Here is a 19,636-nt window from a genome sequence, read left to right on the forward strand (position 1 = left end):
AAATGTTCCATCATGAAAAATATATTCAATAATCATAGTTTTATTAAAAAACTAATCATCGTTCCATCAATCTTAATTGCAGGATTGGGTGTCAATTCCTGCAGCGAGGAGTTTTTAGATCAGCCTGCTTATAATTCATCTGATACAGAATCGGTGTTTACAAATTTAGACACCGCAGACGCTTTCGTTCAGGGTCTTTATAGAGGTCTTGTTCCTACCGAAATGTTTTACCAATTGGGAGCAGGAGATACGGTTACTCATTCTGCTGAAGACGGAACAACTAATAATTCCAAATACAACATCTGCAACTATCAGTATGATGCCTATACTCCGAATACTGTTACAGGAATATATTCTGCAATGTATGCGGTTATTGAGAGAACCAATATTGCTATCGACAGGCTAGGTGAGATGGCTGTAAGTCCAAAGCGTGATGCCTTACTGGCAGAATCAAAAGCAATTCGTGCATTTTGCTACTACAACCTAATCAGAGTGTATGGCGATGTACCAGCCATTTGGATTCCTTTAGAAGATGCAGATCCCAATGATCCGAATACATTTTACCCGAAACGGTCTTCCCGAGACGGAATATATGACCGCATCATCACCGATATTCAGGAGTCAGTAAACAGTTTACCGGCTTCGAATGGATCACCGGAGAGATTAAACAAGCAGTCAACCAATGCTCTTTTAGCAAGAATTGCCCTGTATGCTGCAGGATATTCTCTTCGTTGGGACTTGAATACCGGATCTGCGGGTACAATGTCTCGTCGTCCCGATAATAACAGGGTTCAACAACTGTATCAAATTGCAGATCAAGCAGCAGCTTCTGTAATTAATGGAGGTACTAATAGCTTGGTACAGGCTCAGGGAGGGAAAGGTGGTTTCGAAGCATTGTGGTTTAATTTTGACAGAAGAAATTTTGCAGCTGTAAATCAGGAGATGCTTTGGCACATTGCTGAATACGGTCCAAATACCAACTCGGCATTCGGAATATATGCACATCCAGGTTCCAGAGGGGGTACCTATGGTTCTCGTAAAGCTTTACAGTTTTTACTTCCAAGTTATTATCTTTCTTTTAATAAGACAGATAAACGTAGAGATGTGGCTTGTACTTCTTACAGTATTTATTTCTTAAAAACAGGTTCTGCAACCGATACTTGGGTAGATGTAGGAACTACATATTCTTGTATTATGCCGGGCAAGTTCAGAATTAGCTGGTGTGTGGAGCCACAAGCTGCAGATGCACGTAACTTGAATATTCCTATTATTCGATATGCTGATGTATTATTGATGTATGCAGAAACACAAAATTATTTAAATGGAGGACCAACTGCTGCAGGTATTACAGCTTTAATGCAGGTAAGAAATCGTGCCGGAATTGGATCATTACCTGTTCCAAGTGGTCAACAGGCTTTTGAATCAGCAATTGTTCAGGAGCGTAAGTGGGAATTTTCGGATGAATTTATGCTTCGTACCGATTTAATCAGGATGAATCGTATTGCTAGTGAAATTGATGCTACAAGACAGGCAATGAAAAACTTATCTGATCGTACAGGTCAATTCGCATCAACACCAATTTACAGGCTTTACAAATATCACAAGAATGCACAGGTTTATGGAGATCCGTTCTTAGCTGTTACTTATATAGATTTAACAGATCCTGCGCAGATTGCACAAGTGCAGGCTGTGCCTACCAATTCATCAGGATATGAAGCCTATCAGACGACTCTGAAGAATATAGCATTAGCGAACGGGGAAGCTTCAACAGCAGAAGACAAATGGTATCCTGCCAATATGTTCCAGGCATATACGAGTACCTTTAACGGTAATGCAAGAAAAGCGGTAGGTTTTGTTGAAGGTTTTAATCAGCTTCAAATCGGAAATATCATCTACACAAAACCAACTGGTTCATTTGAAAACGGAGGAGCATATCCAAACTGGATCGAGGGCGGAGGCGAAGGTCTTTTCTATGGATTTGTACCTAATAAAACGGAATTACTTCCGCTTGCAGCGCAGTCTGCCGGTCATCCGCTGGTTGATAATCCTAATCTTACTCAACTTCCTGGATACTAGTGAATAACAACATAATCATTGAAAATAAATTTATAAATAAACTCAACGGGATTGTATATCAGTTGTAAAGATGAATTGAGTTACAATGGAATTTAAGTGTTAAAATATCTTTAAATAAGGTGTTCATCAGTATAGTACGGGATACTGAAAAAAATATAACAATCTAATTTTGAGTTAAAATTCAGAAACAAAAGAAAACAAATGGAAAATGTAAAAACATTTAAATACGTAGATTATTTATGGGATGAAAACAAAGCAGCATCTTTAAAAGATGATCAGGTCGCTTTATTTTTATACCGTTCAAACATATTAGGGGCAGATTTAAGAATCACGAATTACGGAGGTGGTAATACGAGCTGCAAAACAATTGAAAAAGACCCCTTGACGAACGAAGAAGTTGAGGTAATGTGGGTAAAAGGTTCAGGTGGTGACATTGGAACATTAACACGTAAAGGAATAGCCGGATTGTACACAGAGAGATTGAGAAACTTAAAAAATGTTTACCAGGGTCTGGCAGATGAAGACAGAATGGTGGGATTATTCAATCACTGTATTTTTGACCTTGACAGTAAAGCTCCCTCCATAGATACACCATTACATGGCTTACTTCCATTCAAACATATTGATCACCTTCATCCTGACGCTTTAATTGCTGTCGCTGCAGCAAGGGACAGCGAAAAAATTACCAAAGAAATATGGGGTGATACAATGGGTTGGGTTCCATGGCAGCGTCCGGGTTTTGATCTGGGACTGCAGTTGGAAAAATGTTTAGATGACAATCCGGGAATCCGCGGGATCATTTTAGGGAGCCATGGATTATTTACATGGGGAGATACTTCCTATGAATGCTATATTAATAGCTTAGAAGTCATCGAAATGGCTTCCGAATATATTGCTAAAAAAATAGAAGAAGACGGGCAGGTTTTCGGTGGACAGAAAATTGAATCCCTGCAGGCTGATGAGCGTAAGAATAAAGCGGCTCAACTCATGCCGTTATTACGTGGTCTGGCTTCGTCTGAAAATAGAATGATAGGTCATTTTACTGACAGTGATGCCGTATTGGAATATATAAACAGCAATGATCTGGAGCGTCTGGCACCAATGGGAACATCTTGTCCGGATCACTTTTTACGTACCAAAATTCAGCCATTGATTCTTAATCTTTCGACCAACGAGGATCTTACGGATTCTGCGGCTATTCTTGCTAAATTAAATCCTCTGTTTGAAAAATACAGAGAAGAATACAAGGAATATTACGAAACCTGCAAGCATCCAAACAGTCCCGCAATGCGTGATCCAAACCCGGTGATCATTATTTATCCGGGGGTAGGGATGTTTAGTTTCTCTAAAGATAAACAGACCACCCGTGTGGCAAGTGAATTTTATGTAAACGCGATCAATGTGATGCGTGGAGCAGAAGCCATTTCTGAGTATACTTCTTTACCAAGACAGGAAGCATTTGATATTGAATACTGGTTGCTTGAAGAAGCAAAATTGCAGAGAATGCCTAAAGAAAAACCTCTTTCCCGGAAAATAGCTGTTGTTACAGGAGCTGGTGGTGGAATAGGACAGGCAATTGCAGACAAAATGGTTCAGGAAGGTGGAGTAGTTGTTTTTACAGATTTGAATCAGGAAGCATTAGATTCTGTTACGGCAAAATACAGCAAAGATCAGGCGGTAGCTGTTCCGTGCGATGTAACCAGTGAAGATGCTATTGCAAATGCTTTTAAAGAAGCAGTTCTGGCATTTGGAGGAGTAGATATTATTGTTCATTCGGCAGGTTTGGCAATTTCTAAATCTCTGGAAGATACCACAACAAAAGACTGGGATCTCCTGGAAAATGTTTTGGTAAAAGGTCAGTTTTTAATGGCAAAAAATGGTGTTGAAATAATGAAGAAACAGGGATTAGGGGGTGATATTGTAAATATTGCAAGTAAAAATGGCCTGGTTGCCGGACCTAATAATGTGGCGTATGGAACTGCTAAAGCGGCTCAACAGCATATGACCCGACTATTGGCAGCGGAATTGGCAACGGATAAAATTCGTGTCAATGTCGTTAATCCGGACGGAGTTATTGTAGGAAGTAAGATATGGGAAGGTTCGTGGGCAGAAGGTCGTGCTAAAGCGAATGGAATTTCTGTAGAAGAACTGCCTGCATTTTATGCAAAGCGTAATTTATTAAACGAAATCATTCTTCCTGAAGATATTGCAAACGGTGTTTTTGTATGTGTAGCTATTTTAGATAAAACGACAGGAAACATTATTAATGTAGACGGAGGGATGGCAAATGCATTTCCTAGGTAAATATTATTCTCAAAAGTATATAATTTGGTAAATTTAGAGCCAGTTTTACTGGATCTGCAATGAATTAATTTAATCTTTTGGTTTGAATAATAGTAAACCTTAAAAGTTTAAATGTTTCAATTAAAAAGTTTTAAAAATCAAATCATGATTATAGGAAAAGATATCATTGAACAAAATAATAAAGGAGAAATTGAAAATTTCAATTCAGATTTTGATTTTCTACAAAATAAATTAACAAAATCAGGGCTAAATGTTGCAGAGGTAGTCAATAAGATTGCCGATTTTCAGGTGGCAATTCCAAGCTGGGCTTTAGGAGCAGGCGGAACCCGTTTCGGAAGGTTTTCTTATGGTGGTGAACCGTCTACTTTAGAACAGAAATTGGATGATGTAGGCTTGATTCACGCTTTAACGCATTCTGCAGGAGCTGTTTCACTGCATATTCCCTGGGATATTCCGGGTGACGTAAAAGCAATAAAGGAAGTCGCGGCTTCTCACAATCTTGTATTTGACGCAATGAATTCCAACACTTTTCAGGATCAGCCGGGAGCACAAAAATCATATAAATTTGGTTCTCTGAACAGCGTGAATGAAGATTCCCGTGCTTATGCAGTGGAACATAATAAAGAAGTTATCAGAATTGGAAAAGAACTGGGTTCTAAAAGTTTAACCGTTTGGTTGGCAGATGGCTCTAGCTTTCCAGGTCAGTTAAACTTCCAGACTGCCTTGTCTAAAACTGAGCAAAGTCTAAAAGAAATTTATGGCGGTTTGCCTGAAGACTGGAAACTGTTCATCGAGTATAAGCCTTATGAACCTAACTTTTATTCTACAACGATTCAGGATTGGGGAACCTCTTTGATGTTGGCAAATGCCTGTGGAGAAAGAGCTTACACTTTAGTGGATTTGGGACATCATTTACCAAATACCAATATTGAACAGATCGTTGCTACTTTAATGTACCAAGGGAAACTAGGAGGCTTCCACTTTAACGACAGCAAATATGGAGATGATGATTTAACCGTAGGATCGATCAAACCTTATGCATTGTTCTTAATTTTCAATGAGCTGGTATATGGAATTGAAAACAATCCTCAAAATCCTTATCCGGCATGGATGATCGATGCTAGTCATAATATAAAAGATCCTTTAGAGGATTTAATACAATCTCTTGACGCTATTTTAATTGCGTATGCCCAGGCACTTCTTGTAGATCAAAAAGCATTAAAAACAGCACAATTGGAAAATGATGTCGTGCTCTCTCAGGAGATTTTACAGAATGCATACAGAACCGATGTACGACCATTGTTAAAAGCTGCAAGGTTGCAGACTGGTGCAGCTCTGGATCCGATAGCTGCTTACAGAAAACTAAAGGTAAGACAGCGTTTAATTACCGAAAGAGGTTTAGAAACAAAAGCAACCGGATTATAAGACTTATTTAAATTTTGATAATTTCAACTTTCAGGTGCAATCGAAAGTTTAATTATATGTATCCTTATTTTTTACCGTTAAGGTAGAGTGTTTAGTATTAAGCGAAACTTCATTTATTAAGAAAATTATTGGATTTTTTTCTTATTCTTCCTTACTTGCTAAACACTCCTTAATGGTCTTTAAAAGAATATTTAATAAAATTTAAAAAAGCGTGCACAGATCTTAAAAAACTGATTTGTCCTATAAATACATAATTTAATCCATCTCGAGAATGTCCAAAAAAAAGGTAACCATAGTATTTGATATTGGAAAGACCAATAAAAAGTTCTTTTTATTTGATAAAAATTATAAAGAAGTTGTTCGTGAGTATACAGAACTACCGCTCACCACAGATGAAGATGATTATCCTACAGAAGATCTGGCAGCACTGCAAAACTGGATCAAAGATAATTTTAATGCCATTCTCGACGATGAAAATTTTGAAGTAAAAGCGATTAATTTCTCCAGTTATGGAGCAAGTTTGGTGCATTTGGATCACAAAGGAAATGTTTTGGCTCCACTGTACAATTATACCAAACCCATGGATCAGGAAATACTGGATTTGTTTTATGAAAAACATGGGAGCAAAATGAAAATTGCACGCGAAACAGCATCACCGCAATCAGGTATGCTCAACTCAGGGATGCAGTTGTTTTGGCTCAAGTACAAGCATCCGGAAACATTCAGAAAGATCAGGTACAGTCTTCACTTGCCTCAATATTTATCTTATCTGTTTACAGGAATTTGTGTGTCGGAATTTACTTCAATAGGTTGTCATACCAATTTATGGAACTATGATAAATCCGATTATCATGACTGGGTGTATGAAGAAGGGATCGATGTTTTACTGGCACCCATCGTTCCAACTTCAGCAAGCATAAATACTTCCTACAGAAACAAAAAAATTAAAATAGGTGTTGGAATTCATGACAGTTCTTCAGCATTATTGCCTTACATTTTAAGTAAAAAAGAACCTTTTTTATTGCTGTCAACAGGAACGTGGAGTATTTCTTTAAATCCATTTAATGACGAAAGTCTTACCGATGAGGATATCGAGAACAATTGTCTGAATTATATGCGGATCGATGGTAAACGCGTAAAAGCTTCCCGCTTTTTTATGGGAAATGAATATAAGATTCAGGTAGAAAAATTATGCGCTTATTATGGAAAAGAATATGGTTTCCATAGAGAAGTACATTTTGATCAGGATGTGTATTTGCGTTTGATGAAAAATAAGAATATTTATTTTCGGTTTGAAGGAATTATTTTAAAACGAAAAATGATCACTGAAACAGATCTAAAATCATTTGCAACTTTTGAAGAAGCCTATCATCAATTGATGATAGAATTAATGGATCTGCAGATTCATACCATTAAAAATGCAATAGGAAATTCAGAAATTGAAACAATCTACATTGATGGCGGATTTACGGATAATGATGTATTTATGAAACTGATGTCTCATCATTTCCACCACTACAGCGTGATGTCAACGCATTCACCACTAGGCTCTGCATTGGGAGCTTCTATGGTAATTTCTAACAAGAAAATAGATGAAACCTTTTTACAACAGCATTATCAGATGAAAGTGCTTCAACCTTTAATTCTTAATTTATAATCATGTCATTTCCATTCGATACCCGATATGCTTCCCTTGAGCTTCTGATTGAAAGGGCAAAAAAAAGAATGCCCCGTTTCGCTTTTGAATATCTGGACGGAGGCTGCAATGAAAACATAAACAGAGACCGGAATACATCTGAGCTGAGAGAAGTTCTTCTTCGTCCACGCTATCTGAATAATTACAGTGAAACCAGTATGGAGACCGAATTATTCGGTGTGAAATATTCTGCGCCTTTTGGAATCTCACCTGTCGGTTTACAAGGATTGATGTGGCCTAATGCTCCGGAAATTTTAGCAAAAGCAGCTTTCAAACATAATATTCCTTTTATTTTAAGTACGGTAACGACCAGCAGTATTGAAAGAATTGCAGAATTAACGGAAGGAAAAGCCTGGTATCAATTATACCATCCAAGGGAAGAATGGCTGCGTGATGATATTCTCAACCGTTGTGAAGCTTCCGGATATGACGTACTCGTTGTTTTAGCAGATGTTCCTACTTTTGGTTACCGGGCCAAAGAAATCCGAAATGGTTTGGCAATGCCGCCTCAGATTAATTTTAGAAATGTTTCTCAGGCTTTGGTAAAACCACAATGGGTAATGGAAATGGTAAAGCATGGTGTTCCCCGTTTTGCAACCTTGGATAAATACATAGATAAGAGTATGGGCGTAAAGCAGTTGGGGCAATTTATGAACTCTACTTTTTCCGGCAGGCTGAATGCAGACAGGCTAAAAGTGATCCGTGATCAATGGAAAGGTAAATTAGTGATTAAAGGAGTTGCGTCTGATGAAGATGCTGCTGAAGCAGTACGTCTGGGATTTGATGGAATGATTATCTCCAATCATGGCGGAAGACAGCTGGATGCCGGGGAATCTACCATTGCGGTAGTGAAGGAAATTAGTGAAAAATATAAAAATCAGATAAAAATAATGATGGACAGTGGTGTAAGAACAGGTCCGGATGTTGTCCGTGCTCTCAGCTGTGGTGCTGAATTTACATTTATGGGAAGAACATTTATGTATGCAGTGGGTGCTTTGGGTGAAAAAGGGGGCGATCACATCATTGAAATGCTTAAAATGCAGTTCAGACAGGTAATGGAACAGCTTTGCTGTGAAAAACCGGAAGATCTGCAAAATTTTAGAGTGAAATAAAATCTTTAAGTCTTATTAATGCTCAATAAAAAAAACTAAATGGGCTTTAACCAAAACTTAGAATAAATTCTAAATAAAAAATTCGCAAAGCTATCTTTGCGAATTTTGTTTATCATAATCTTGATACTTATTTTTTCTTTTCAGATTTTACTGCCTGTCTGGCCAGTAATCTCCAGTCGTTTTTGGTTTTTACCCAAACCAGTAATACATCCAACGTTACATCACCCGGAGTTTTTCCAAAGTCAGCAGTTGTTGCATAAAAATGGTGACGGACAATCGCTGTGTTACCAACAAGGTCGATGCTTTGATTGGTAATATCAATGGTTACAAAATCTGATTTTTTACTGACTAATTTTTCAACAAATTCCACTGCATCGTCGATATGGCCTCCTGAATGTCCATAAGTTAATCCAGGTAAGATCAATGATTCTAACGTTGGTCTGTCACCGCTTATCATGGCCGATCTTAGCTTTTCAGCGGCTTCAGTAACAGCGTCTTTATCATTCTTTTTCTGTCCTGACACAGCAAGTACAATGAAGAAAGCCATGGCGAAAATTAATTTTTTAATCATAGTTAAATAAATATTTTTTAGTGGGTTTTAAATGCTGTCTATAATTTAATTGTTATAGGTGTTAGTCTAATGACAAGCGCAATCGATTGCATTATTTTAAAAAAATAAATGACTTTATAAAGAATCCCTTTGAATAAATTTAAAGACATTGTTGACCTGTTCCCTTTTATTTTTCAGGATCATGTAGGCAGCAGATTCTCCCATTGCTTTAAAATCTGTAGTAATCACTGTGATTCCCAGCAATTCTTTAAGAGGAGTTTCATTGTAGGAAATAATTCCGATGTCTTTGCCCAGTTCAAGATTTTTCTGTCTGATCTGCTTCACCAAATTAACAAGATCCCGTTCGCGGATTGTGATGAAAATATCTTTTTCCTGTAATTCCATATCAGGATAAATTTCATCAAGGATTTCATAATCAAGTTTAAAATCTTTGCAGAAATTCTCAAAACCGCGTACAATACGGAAAGGATAGGGGTGGATTGATTTATCAGGATAGACTAAGATGATTTTCTCATATTTCTTTATCTTGTCTAAACCTTCCAGAAGGGCATTGTAAATATCATGTTCGAAATCCTGAAAAATAGTACCATATTCTCCTGAAACATTGGGTTTGGTATTGTCCAGCAACAGCAGTTTATTTTTTGGTATTTTTTCAATCATGTCAATCACTTCCTTTGTAGAACTGGTATGTTTAGACTGTTCGTCCCGAAAGTGAGGCATAATGACATAGTAATCAAATCCGCCCAGATTCTTTTTCAAAGAATTAATGAAAAGTGTTTCATCACAATGGTAAATATACATCTCAACATTGCCTTTGGTACCGATTGCATTGACGAAGTAATTATAGATCATCATTTTATAGGTACTCGGTTTGTTGATCAGAAAAAAGATATTAATAATATCATTTTTATTGATACGTGAAATATAATATCCTTTACCTTTTACGGATTCTATGATCTGTCTTTTCCTCAATTCCTTATATGCTTTTTCCACAGTATCTCTCGAGAGAAAGCAGGATTCGCTGAGCTCGTTGATGGAAGGAATCTTCTCTCCAATCTGAATTTCTCCACCATCTATTCCATTCAGAATAGAATCAACAATCTGCTTATATTTAGGAACTCTGGAGTGTTCATTGATCTGTATTTCAAATGTTTCTGCCATGTTTTTCAGATAGGATCGGTTAAAACGGTTTAAAGAAACTAATTTATAAAAATTAACCAATGATCGTAAATAAGTCGTAAAATTTATGTCAATAAATCTATATTTATTTTTAATTAATTATAATAAGTCTATATATATGAATATTTTACTAAAAAATCTTCATTCTGAATCATGTTGAAACAGAATGAAGACGAAAATATAAGTATTTAGATGTGAATAGTAAAGGTGATTCTTACTTCATAATGTTGTTCAAGTAAATTTCAATATTTAAATAATTTTTACAAAATTTACTAACCTTCAGGGCATCTGTTGAGTCTCGCGGATTAAGTCCCATATGAACTTCAACAGCATCTGGTATTCCATCTTTATCGCTGTCCTGAATGCTTTGATAAGCAGGGTAGTCTCCTAAACCACCGTTAGCAAGAGGAAGATTGTTTTCAGTGTACACATAGAGTCCCTGAGTTCCTTTGGAACTCACTTCAGAAATGATCAAGTTATCGACATCATCACGATGAGGAAAATTAGCTCCTGAATTTTGTATAACATGATAAAATGCTTGAGTAGCAGACAGGTTAGTTGCATTGAAAGGGTATGCAAATGGGCTGTTCATAAATTGAACCGGTGTATTTCCGGGAAATGCCGTTGTATTCTGAGGAACCAGATTTCCGTCCAAAACCCCGTTTTTATTAGAGTCGTAATAATTTCCCGATTGATATAAATGGAATGTGCTGGTACCTCTGCTGAATGGTGTCGATTGATTATCCACATTTAAAGGACCGGCAACAAAATAATTATTGATAATATTCACTTCCGAAATTCCTGCTGAATCACCCATAATATAGCCATCTCCAGAAACGGTATGCCCATAAGTATTTCCCAGGTTACCATAATTGTATATGACATTATTTACAAATTCATTCTTCCCTTTTACTTTAGGATTTCTTGTTTTGTTACTTTCATACAGAGATTTTAAAATACTGATATGGCCGTCGGTTGTCTGGATCAGGCCACCTGCAGAATGGTTGTGACGATGCAGACCCTGTGCTATAATAGAATTCTGTATGGTTATACTGTCGGGTTCAAACCCTTTATTATCCCAGTTGATGGAAAAAACTTCGTCGAGACCCCACGAAAAAGACATGTGGTCCAGCATAATATTTTTACCATTTGCTACTCCTGAAGCATCTGTATTCTTGGATAATCCGTTTACATTCCCCAGTCGGATTCTGAAGTATCTTGCAATGGTGTTATTTGCGCCCGTAAAGGATACTTTCTGGCCATAGAGAACGATTCCCTTCCCGGGAGCTGACTGGCCAGCTATGGTAAGATTTGGTGACATCGCTAAGGAAGATTGCAAATTGATAATACCACTTACAGAAAATACGATAAACCTGCCGGGCTGACTCACAGCGTCCCGAAAGGAACCCGGACCACTGTCATTCAGATTACTGACAATATAAACGCTGGGATTCGTCACCCCTCGTGCTCCTTTAGAAAATTTTCCAAAACCTTCCGCTTCAGGAAAAGCCAAAGCCCTTTCAGAATTGCAGCTTTCAGTAGTTGGTGGATTGCTGTGATCATCATGATTACACGATAACAGAAATAAAGAAAACAAAAGTGTTGTAGAAATTTTTTTCATGTTTAATAAGTTTTGATTTTTTGATTGTATTAAATTAAAAGCTTAACACCATAAAATCATCCTGCACTATGCTGTATTGTTAGTTTTATTGTTATTATCTTAAATATTATAATACAATTACGAATAAGGATTGATTAATGTTTCTTTTTTGTGTTTGAATATTGACGAAAATATAATTTTAAGCATAAAAAAAAGCCTGCCGTTTCCGGACAGACTTCACTATATATGAATGTGAGTTTTTAAGGCATTTTTTTGAAACCTTCTGCTTTTATTTTCCAGGATCCATCTTTTGGAAAACCGGGAAATTCACCTTTTGAATTATCCCAACCTTCGAGCATCATAGCAACAGTAGTTAAAACACCTCCGTTTCCGGGAAGATAGATACGCAGACGTTTATCCTGGTAGTTATGGCCGTTTTTCAAATAGGTATTGGTCTGAATGTTCATAAAAAGAGCATCCAAAGCTTTTGATGGAAGACCTAATCTTGCTGCATTCATGGCAGTCATCGGGAAATCCCAGCCCCAGGTATGTTCCCAATTCCATTTTTTCCAAACGGTATCCAACGTATTTTTCATAATTTTTTTGTCCAGTTTTGGAGATTCCGGAACCATTCCCAAGGCTCCGAGAACAGCTGGATGATCGGTCATCCATTTTTGAAAAGTATACGAATCTTTTGCAGATTCTGTAGCCAGATAAACACCATCCTGAACTGGAAGCGGAGATAATTTTGAAATGACGTCATCCCATTTTTTATCTCTCGGTTCTCCCAATCTTTCTTTCCATTGCTGTGCTGTTTTTAGTGCCCAATCCCAATAGGCTACTTCATAAGTTGGGTTGTAAGTATCCTTAGCCGGGAAAACTTCTTGAGCAGGGATCACTCCTTTGCCTAGATTATAACGGTTTTTTTCTTTATCATAGGTTGCAAAATCCGCCATAAAATCTGCCGTTGCAAAAATCAGGTCTTTATATTTTTCCAATACTTTTTTATCCTTTTTATCCCGATACAGCAGTTCCGTCATATAAATGATATGCGGTTGTTCCCAGATTAAAAAGGCAGCCACAGAAGAAGGACTTTCATTACCCTCATTATCAGACATTTTAATCCATCGAACACCTTTATATCCCTGTCTTTCAGCTAAAGCCTTTGCTTTTTCAAAAGACCTGAAATAATAATCCAGTTGCTTTTCTAAAATTTCGGGTCTTCCCCATAAAGCGTAATGTACACCATGCCACCAATGCATTTCTGTATGTGGTTTTCCATACCAGCTGTTAAAGGTTAAACCGGTTTCCTGTGGTGGATTGCTTCCTCCACACTGTACTTTGGTTAAATATTCTGAGAGAACAATTCTGCGTTCAAGTTCGTTTGCTCTCGGATCTGTGCTTCCATCAAAATCAACGGCTGCACCGCTTTCCCAGAACGATTTCCATCCTAAGGTACTTTCGCTTTCTGCATCAGTAAACAGACTTTTACTGCTTTTCGGATCTTTAGCAGAAAATTCAATACTCAATTCTATTTTTTTTGTTTTAGAAGAGGGTTCATACACGAAATAATGTTTTCCGGCTTCACGTAATATTCCTTCTGAAAAATAAAACTGAGTGTAATAATCGGAACTCTGTAACTGATGATGGATCAGTCCGGATGTTGGCTGTGATGATAGAATTTTTGTTGTGTGATCATTTTCATTACCATAAAAAGCGGCATCATCTAAAAATTGACCGGTAGGAGAGGGATAACGTGTAAAAACCTTAAGCCTTTTTTGCGTGATCAGATCAGATTCAATTTTAACTCCGATTTTATCGGAATTCTGAAAAGAAGCGGTCTGTACTTTTACCACTGTTCCTTCCAGAGAAAATTCACTTTCTATAATTCCTGTCCAAAGATTAAGGGTTTGATGAATATTTTTGAGATCAGCTATTTTTGCTTTCTGACCGTCTTTTTTGTATAATTCAATACCCACATTTCCCAATTGCAATCGGTGTTGGTTTACACGATAATAATCAACGGCTTCTTTATTTCGTTCGGGTTCTTTAAGCTGTACACTGTATAGTGCCTTACGTCCGTCATTGTTAAAGTCATAAGCTTTCAGGGTTTCATCAAATTTATAATTTTGAGGATTTGGAAAACTGTTCCATCCCCATTCAGACTGTGTGCCTAGGGAAACTCCATTCTTATAAAATTCAGGAAATGACTGCATCCCGGTAATATCTACAGTATAAGCAAATTTTCCGTTGCCAACAGTCAAAGTAGATAATGTATCAATTTTTGTATTGATAATATTATGACGCCCGACAACCTTTTTACGATCAATTTTTTGAGCGTGTAATGAGGAGAATCCCATCAAAAACAGACCAAGATATACGACTAATTTTTTCATTATATTTTTATTTAAGGACAGTAGCACTCATCATTCCGATTACAACATCATTGCTCACTGCTGTTAATTTAATTGATTTCAATTCCTTTTTGGGGTCAATTGGCAGATCAAGAATGGTGGCTGCACCACCTTCGACTGCCCGATTGGTAAGTCCTTTTATTTCTGAATATTTCGTTGAACTTCCACCTTTATACAATAGGCCGGTTTTTAACTGTACCCGGTAGGGGATTTTATCATCCGGGATTTCAAAAGCAAAATTATCATCAAACAGATCCTGCTCAATCGGCCACCAGTTGACGGGGTTTTTTAGCTCCAAATTGGTGTACGAACCATCGGAATAATTAATTGTAATCATTCCATTTACAATCTGCGACTGCATTGGATTAGTAGAACCTGACAAAAGAAAATAGATCTTTTTACCCTTTCCTTTCAGTGGTATTTCAACGGATTTTGGATAATTATCCCATTGACTCGTAAAAACAATATTTTTTTCTTCGTTATTGATTAAAAAAGGAATTCCTAAAAACGTAAGCTTTTCATTTTTCCGAATGGCCATCAATCCGGTATCATCAATTTGAGTGGTAGACAATGGATAGCACCAGTTTCCAATTCCCTGCCATGGAAGCTGAAGAGTAGGAACTGTTGGTCGGGGTGAAAGGTATTTTTGGTTAAAAATGTGGGTCACCCGATCATTATATTGTGACTGCAGTGAAATGGGATTAAACTCTCCTTTATTTTCAATCTCCCAATCTGTTATTTCTAAATTTTGTTTGATTCCATTGTATTCAAGTTCAACAGAATTAGTTCCTTTACTTAAAGCATTTGTCGGAATTTCAATGAATTTCATCTCATCTTTTTTAATAGAAAAAGTATGGAAAAAATCATTAATTTTCAATTTTCCACTAATCTGAATTGATGATTGTGATTGAATTTGCAGACCTTTCATTCTCCAATTAATTTCTAAAGGATATTGAATGTCAACATTTACAGGTTGCCACCATTTTGTTCCATTTTGCTCGAGTTGAACGAAAAAAGTTCCTTTCCGTTCTTCTTTTACTAAGTCAAATTGATTTCCGTTTCTGAATTTTATTAATTCCTGTGGATCGTAAATCTGCTGAATCTTCTTTTTAGAATCTACATTAAGTTGAAGACTTTCAGAAATATAATTTATATAATCAGTCTTCTCATTTTTTAATTCTTCTCCTGAGTAGGTAATTTCAATGGCAAAATCTTTTCCTTTTGCTGTCTCCAGCTTTACAACAGGTTGTGAAATAGAATTCGGTTGTATGCTCCAATGTATTTTTTTACCATTTACTTTTACAGATTTTATTTGGGTATGATTTATCGGAATTAACAAATCGAGTGAAACCACATTGGCAAAGTTTGATTTAAACCAATAATTCGTTTTTTTAGAATTTCTGCTAAATTTAAATTCCCAATCCGGAAGTTTCAATTCTGCAAAATTCCAGTCTTTTGGAAATCCCGGTTTTATGTTAATTTTATTTTCCAACAATTTTGGATAGACACCAAACAGGCCTTCTGTTAAAGTTCTTGCCGCAACTCCGATCGGATCTGCAAAATCCCGGTACAATTCACCACGAAAGGCATCATAATGGGATAACTGTTCAAAATTTCCAGGGCTGATTCCATAATACATACTTTCCATCAAATTACCTTTCCAAAGTTGGAATGCATCTTCGTTTCTTCCGGATTGCCAGTAAGCTAATGCGGTCTGCAGATTTTCTGCCAAGGCGACATTGTTGATAGACCAGGTGTATGGTTGCCAGTTTGTGGTTGCTAAAGTATAATAGTTTTTGGAAGCTTCACCTTTCACTGTTACCGGAATGTGTGGTATATAATTCCTGATATATTGAGTATTCTGATAATCTTCAAATTCATTTAAAATAAAAGCATCTGAAACGTGATAAATTGACCAGACTCCCGGTTTATCATGAAGGATTTTGTTACCCAAAGCATCTTTAAATTCAGCAAAATAACCATTCTTTTTTATCCAGAGTTGATCTTTCATTGCATTCAGAATTATATCAGCTTCTTTTTCATAAGGCGTTGGATCTGCACCTACTATTTTCGCTAATTTCGCCATTTCACGGTTGGCTCTATAATTATAGGCAGAAGTATGAGTGACACCACCACCAGAATATTGTAAGGCATCACTTGCCCAAATCGCTGCATAGGCATCGTAAAGGTTATTTCGTTTAAAATTTCGTTTTTCCCAATCCATATGGCGGACCATTGTCGGCCACATTTTCTTTAAAAACTCAACATCACCTGTATAGTTAAAATGAGAAAATATCTGGTCAAAGAAAACGAGATTCATATCATAATGATGGGGTTTGGAATTGTCATTGGGATTCCTTGAAATATATCCACTTGAAAATACTGAAGTTCCCATATTTTCTGCATGTCGAGCCAAATGTAAAAGGGTATCCATCTTAACAGGTGCTTTTTCAGGAACCAAAACCTGAGAGTTTGCATAACTTTCAAAATGCTCTTTTGCCCGGTCGTGCCAGCTGAGAACGTCTGCTGCATAAGCACCGCGCCATGCATTTAACCTCATTCTCCAGGCTATTGCTCCGTGGAGAAATGTAGGGCTTTCCCAAATGCCATCCGCAGCTATAGCAAGGGTAGCTCCAAAGCTATTCAAATCAAAATCCGGTGTTTTTAACTGAATCCGATTGGCCAATGCGGATCGGGCTTGTTCAGCTTCATCAAAAATAGCTGTAAAATGTTCTTCTGTGGTCGTTTCAGAAATTGATTCTCCTTTTGTAATCTGAATGTAAACAGGTTTTTTTTGTGCTGAATAGGTTGTGTAAATTACAGGAGATCGTTCAACCTTATTTTGAGTAAGGTCAGAAAGATTTTGCAGTGTTTTAGCATCAGCTAATTGTAATAAGTTGGTATTAGAAAAACTTCCATTAACAACTTGAGTTTCCTTTTTTTTGTTAAAGTAAGAGAGTTGGAACTGGTTTTTATTAATTTGAAATTTATTATCGATACAGTATTCAGGAAGTAAATAGAATCCTGATTCCGGATCAGCACCAATATCACCATTTCTACTGAAGGCTTTTCCGCTTGCTCCCCCATAAACAGCATAGATCTTGGTATCAGTATCTATATGATCCATTTCCATTTTTAAAATCAAACCTTCCTGCTTTGATTGAGCTAAAACAGTTAATTTTAAACTTCCATTCCCAAAAAGCGGATCTTTGATGGTATAAAGCATTGTTCCGGGGCGGTAGCGGGTTTCAATTTTTTCTGCCTGAATTAATTTTTTAATGGAACTTCCTTTCTGAATAACAAACTGAAGATTGCCACCCATTCCGGGGAAATACAAGGCAAATTCCGGCAAGTCACCAGCTTCTATGCGGGAAGCCAAGTGGTTTCCATAAAGTGCACGATTGAATCTGTATTTTCCATTGACCAATAAAAAATCACCGTTGTCTTCTTTATAATGCAGTTTCCGCTCACTTTTCTGCCAGTGTTTTGATTGGGAAAAAGAAAGTAAAAAAGCAGATAAGACGATAAAGCAGGCCAGAATTGATCTTTTTCGCATCTTATTTAAAATTGGTTACAGGTTGGCCATTCACAATGACATTTTTTAAAGTCACATTTTTTAAGAAATCAACTTTATAAGGAATTTCAACACCATTGATTTTAGCATTGATCATGGTGAAATCCGTTACAGGAAAAGTTTCATAAGCATCAGAAAGGACAGCATATTTTCCCCCTCCTTTTACCTCTAAGTTTTCTACCCATATATTTCGAATCGTCGGAATAAAATTGCCGGGTTTTTCATAATGCATATTGAAACGGACGGCTGCTTCTTTATAAGAGCCAACTTTTGTGTTATAAAAAAATACATTTTCAATAATTCCACCACGGCTCGAACTGGTTTTAATACGAAGTGCTCTTTCAAGATTTTTACTGTCCATTACATTTCCTACTGCATAGATGTTTTTGGCACCACCTGCAATTTCACTTCCGATCACAACGCCACCATGTCCGTCTTTCATTTCGCAATTTTCAATGATATGATTTTCTGCAGGTTTTCCGATATCTCTTCCATCTTCATCTCTTCCGGATTTTATGGCAATACAATCATCTCCGGTATCGAAATAGGAATCTTTAATCCAAACATTTTTACATGCCTCCGGATCGAAACCGTCATTATTGGGACCATGACTTATTATTCTTACTCTTTCGATCAGAACGTTTTCACAAAGTACCGGATTGAGGTTCCACATCGGGGAATTTTTTACATGAACATCTGCCATCCAGAAATTTTTACTTTTGTAAGGCTGAACGAGATTAGGTCTTAAGTAATATCCATCTCCAAACACTCTTTCTCTAGGATCTTTTTTTTCAGCCATATATTGATGGAGCTTTGTACGTGCAGGTGTTTGCTTTCCGGGACGTGACTCATTCCAACCGTATTTTCTTGCACCACACCAAAACCACCAATGATCTTCATCTGCATTTCCATCTAATGTTCCTTTTCCTGTAATGGCGATATTTTCTTCCTCGTAAGCGTATATCAGTGATGAATAATTCATACATTCCATTCCTTCCCATCTTGTGAATACAATAGGATAATCATTACTGTCCTGACTGAACAAAATAGTTGCTCCCTCACTTACATGAAGATTCACATTACTTTTTAAATAAATGGCACCCGTCAAAAAAATTCCTTCTGGAACTACAACTCTTCCTCCTCCTTCAGAATTGCATCTTTCAATAGTTTTTCTAAATGCTTCAGTATTTTTTGTTTTTCCATCTCCAATGGCACCAAAATCAGTAATGAGATAATCTTTTTTTCTGAAGTTGGGTTTTATAATTTGTTTTTTTAATGCCTGAATTTCTTTTAGTGGCTCCTGTGCTGAAGTCCAGGCTTTATATTGAGCCGAGATCTGGATTGATAATAACAGTGCAAAAAGGAATAAAGCATACTTTTTCATAATATTATAAGATTGTTTAGTTTTAAATAGGAATGCTATTCTATAGTTTTCTTTTCTTTTATCGCAATCTAAAATAATTGCAATTAGAAATTATCCTGCACTGTCGGCGTAACTGATTTCTAATTTTTTCTGAAATATATAATTTTTTATGTAATCGATTGCATTAATAAATAAAGAGAAATTAGATTTACCCAAATTAAACCATATGTAAAAACTCAAAATGTACTTTTTATAATGATTAATAAAGAATAAAAGAAATTTCAAAGGTCTGTTTTTTTAAATAGATAGAAGTTAAAATATT

The 19,636-nt window shown here is 36.6% G+C and carries 11 protein-coding genes; 5 read left to right on the top strand and 6 right to left on the bottom strand.

The features are described from left to right. Positions 1-12: 12 nt before the first annotated feature. From NG806_RS02925 to NG806_RS02945, 5 genes are all read left to right on the top strand, one after another. Complete coding sequence (locus NG806_RS02925) at positions 13-2,076, top strand: RagB/SusD family nutrient uptake outer membrane protein (protein WP_261511900.1); 2,064 nt, start codon at positions 13-15, stop codon at positions 2,074-2,076. A gap of 201 nt (positions 2,077-2,277) precedes the next feature. Next, positions 2,278-4,380: a bifunctional aldolase/short-chain dehydrogenase gene (locus NG806_RS02930; RefSeq protein ID WP_261511901.1), complete on the top strand. Its 2,103-nt coding sequence runs from the start codon at positions 2,278-2,280 to the stop codon at positions 4,378-4,380. A gap of 144 nt (positions 4,381-4,524) precedes the next feature. Then, the gene (locus NG806_RS02935) at positions 4,525-5,805 is read left to right on the top strand and encodes a sugar isomerase (RefSeq protein WP_261511902.1); all 1,281 of its coding nucleotides are present in this window, start codon (positions 4,525-4,527) and stop codon (positions 5,803-5,805) included. A gap of 271 nt (positions 5,806-6,076) precedes the next feature. Next, positions 6,077-7,462, top strand: a complete 1,386-nt coding sequence (locus NG806_RS02940; protein WP_261511903.1) for an FGGY-family carbohydrate kinase — start codon at positions 6,077-6,079, stop codon at positions 7,460-7,462. Between the two features lie 2 nt (positions 7,463-7,464). Beyond that, positions 7,465-8,613 (top strand): alpha-hydroxy acid oxidase, encoded by a 1,149-nt coding sequence (locus tag NG806_RS02945; protein ID WP_261511904.1) that lies wholly within the window; start codon positions 7,465-7,467, stop codon positions 8,611-8,613. Positions 8,614-8,740: 127 nt separating this feature from the next. On the opposite strand, the gene NG806_RS02950 is transcribed toward NG806_RS02945, so the two are convergent. From NG806_RS02950 to NG806_RS02975, 6 genes are all read right to left on the bottom strand, one after another. Beyond that, positions 8,741-9,184: a nuclear transport factor 2 family protein gene (locus NG806_RS02950; RefSeq protein WP_261511905.1), complete on the bottom strand. Its 444-nt coding sequence runs from the start codon at positions 9,182-9,184 to the stop codon at positions 8,741-8,743. A 114-nt stretch (positions 9,185-9,298) separates the two neighbouring features. Further along, a complete protein-coding gene (locus tag NG806_RS02955) occupies positions 9,299-10,345 on the bottom strand; it encodes a GntR family transcriptional regulator (protein ID WP_214825825.1) in 1,047 nt (348 codons plus the stop codon). Between the two features lie 232 nt (positions 10,346-10,577). Further along, on the bottom strand, positions 10,578-11,984 hold the full coding sequence (locus NG806_RS02960) for a pectate lyase family protein (protein WP_261511906.1): 1,407 nt from the start codon (positions 11,982-11,984) through the stop codon (positions 10,578-10,580). Positions 11,985-12,223: 239 nt separating this feature from the next. Then, on the bottom strand, positions 12,224-14,359 hold the full coding sequence (locus tag NG806_RS02965) for a hypothetical protein (protein ID WP_261511907.1): 2,136 nt from the start codon (positions 14,357-14,359) through the stop codon (positions 12,224-12,226). Between the two features lie 7 nt (positions 14,360-14,366). After that, positions 14,367-17,933: a DUF4450 domain-containing protein gene (locus tag NG806_RS02970; protein ID WP_261511908.1), complete on the bottom strand. Its 3,567-nt coding sequence runs from the start codon at positions 17,931-17,933 to the stop codon at positions 14,367-14,369. Position 17,934: 1 nt separating this feature from the next. Further along, positions 17,935-19,335 (bottom strand): glycoside hydrolase family 28 protein, encoded by a 1,401-nt coding sequence (locus tag NG806_RS02975; RefSeq protein ID WP_261511909.1) that lies wholly within the window; start codon positions 19,333-19,335, stop codon positions 17,935-17,937. Between the last annotated feature and the right edge of the window lie 301 nt (positions 19,336-19,636).

The organism is Chryseobacterium paludis, from assembly GCF_025403485.1.
Classification (GTDB): Bacteria; Bacteroidota; Bacteroidia; order Flavobacteriales; family Weeksellaceae; genus Chryseobacterium; species Chryseobacterium paludis.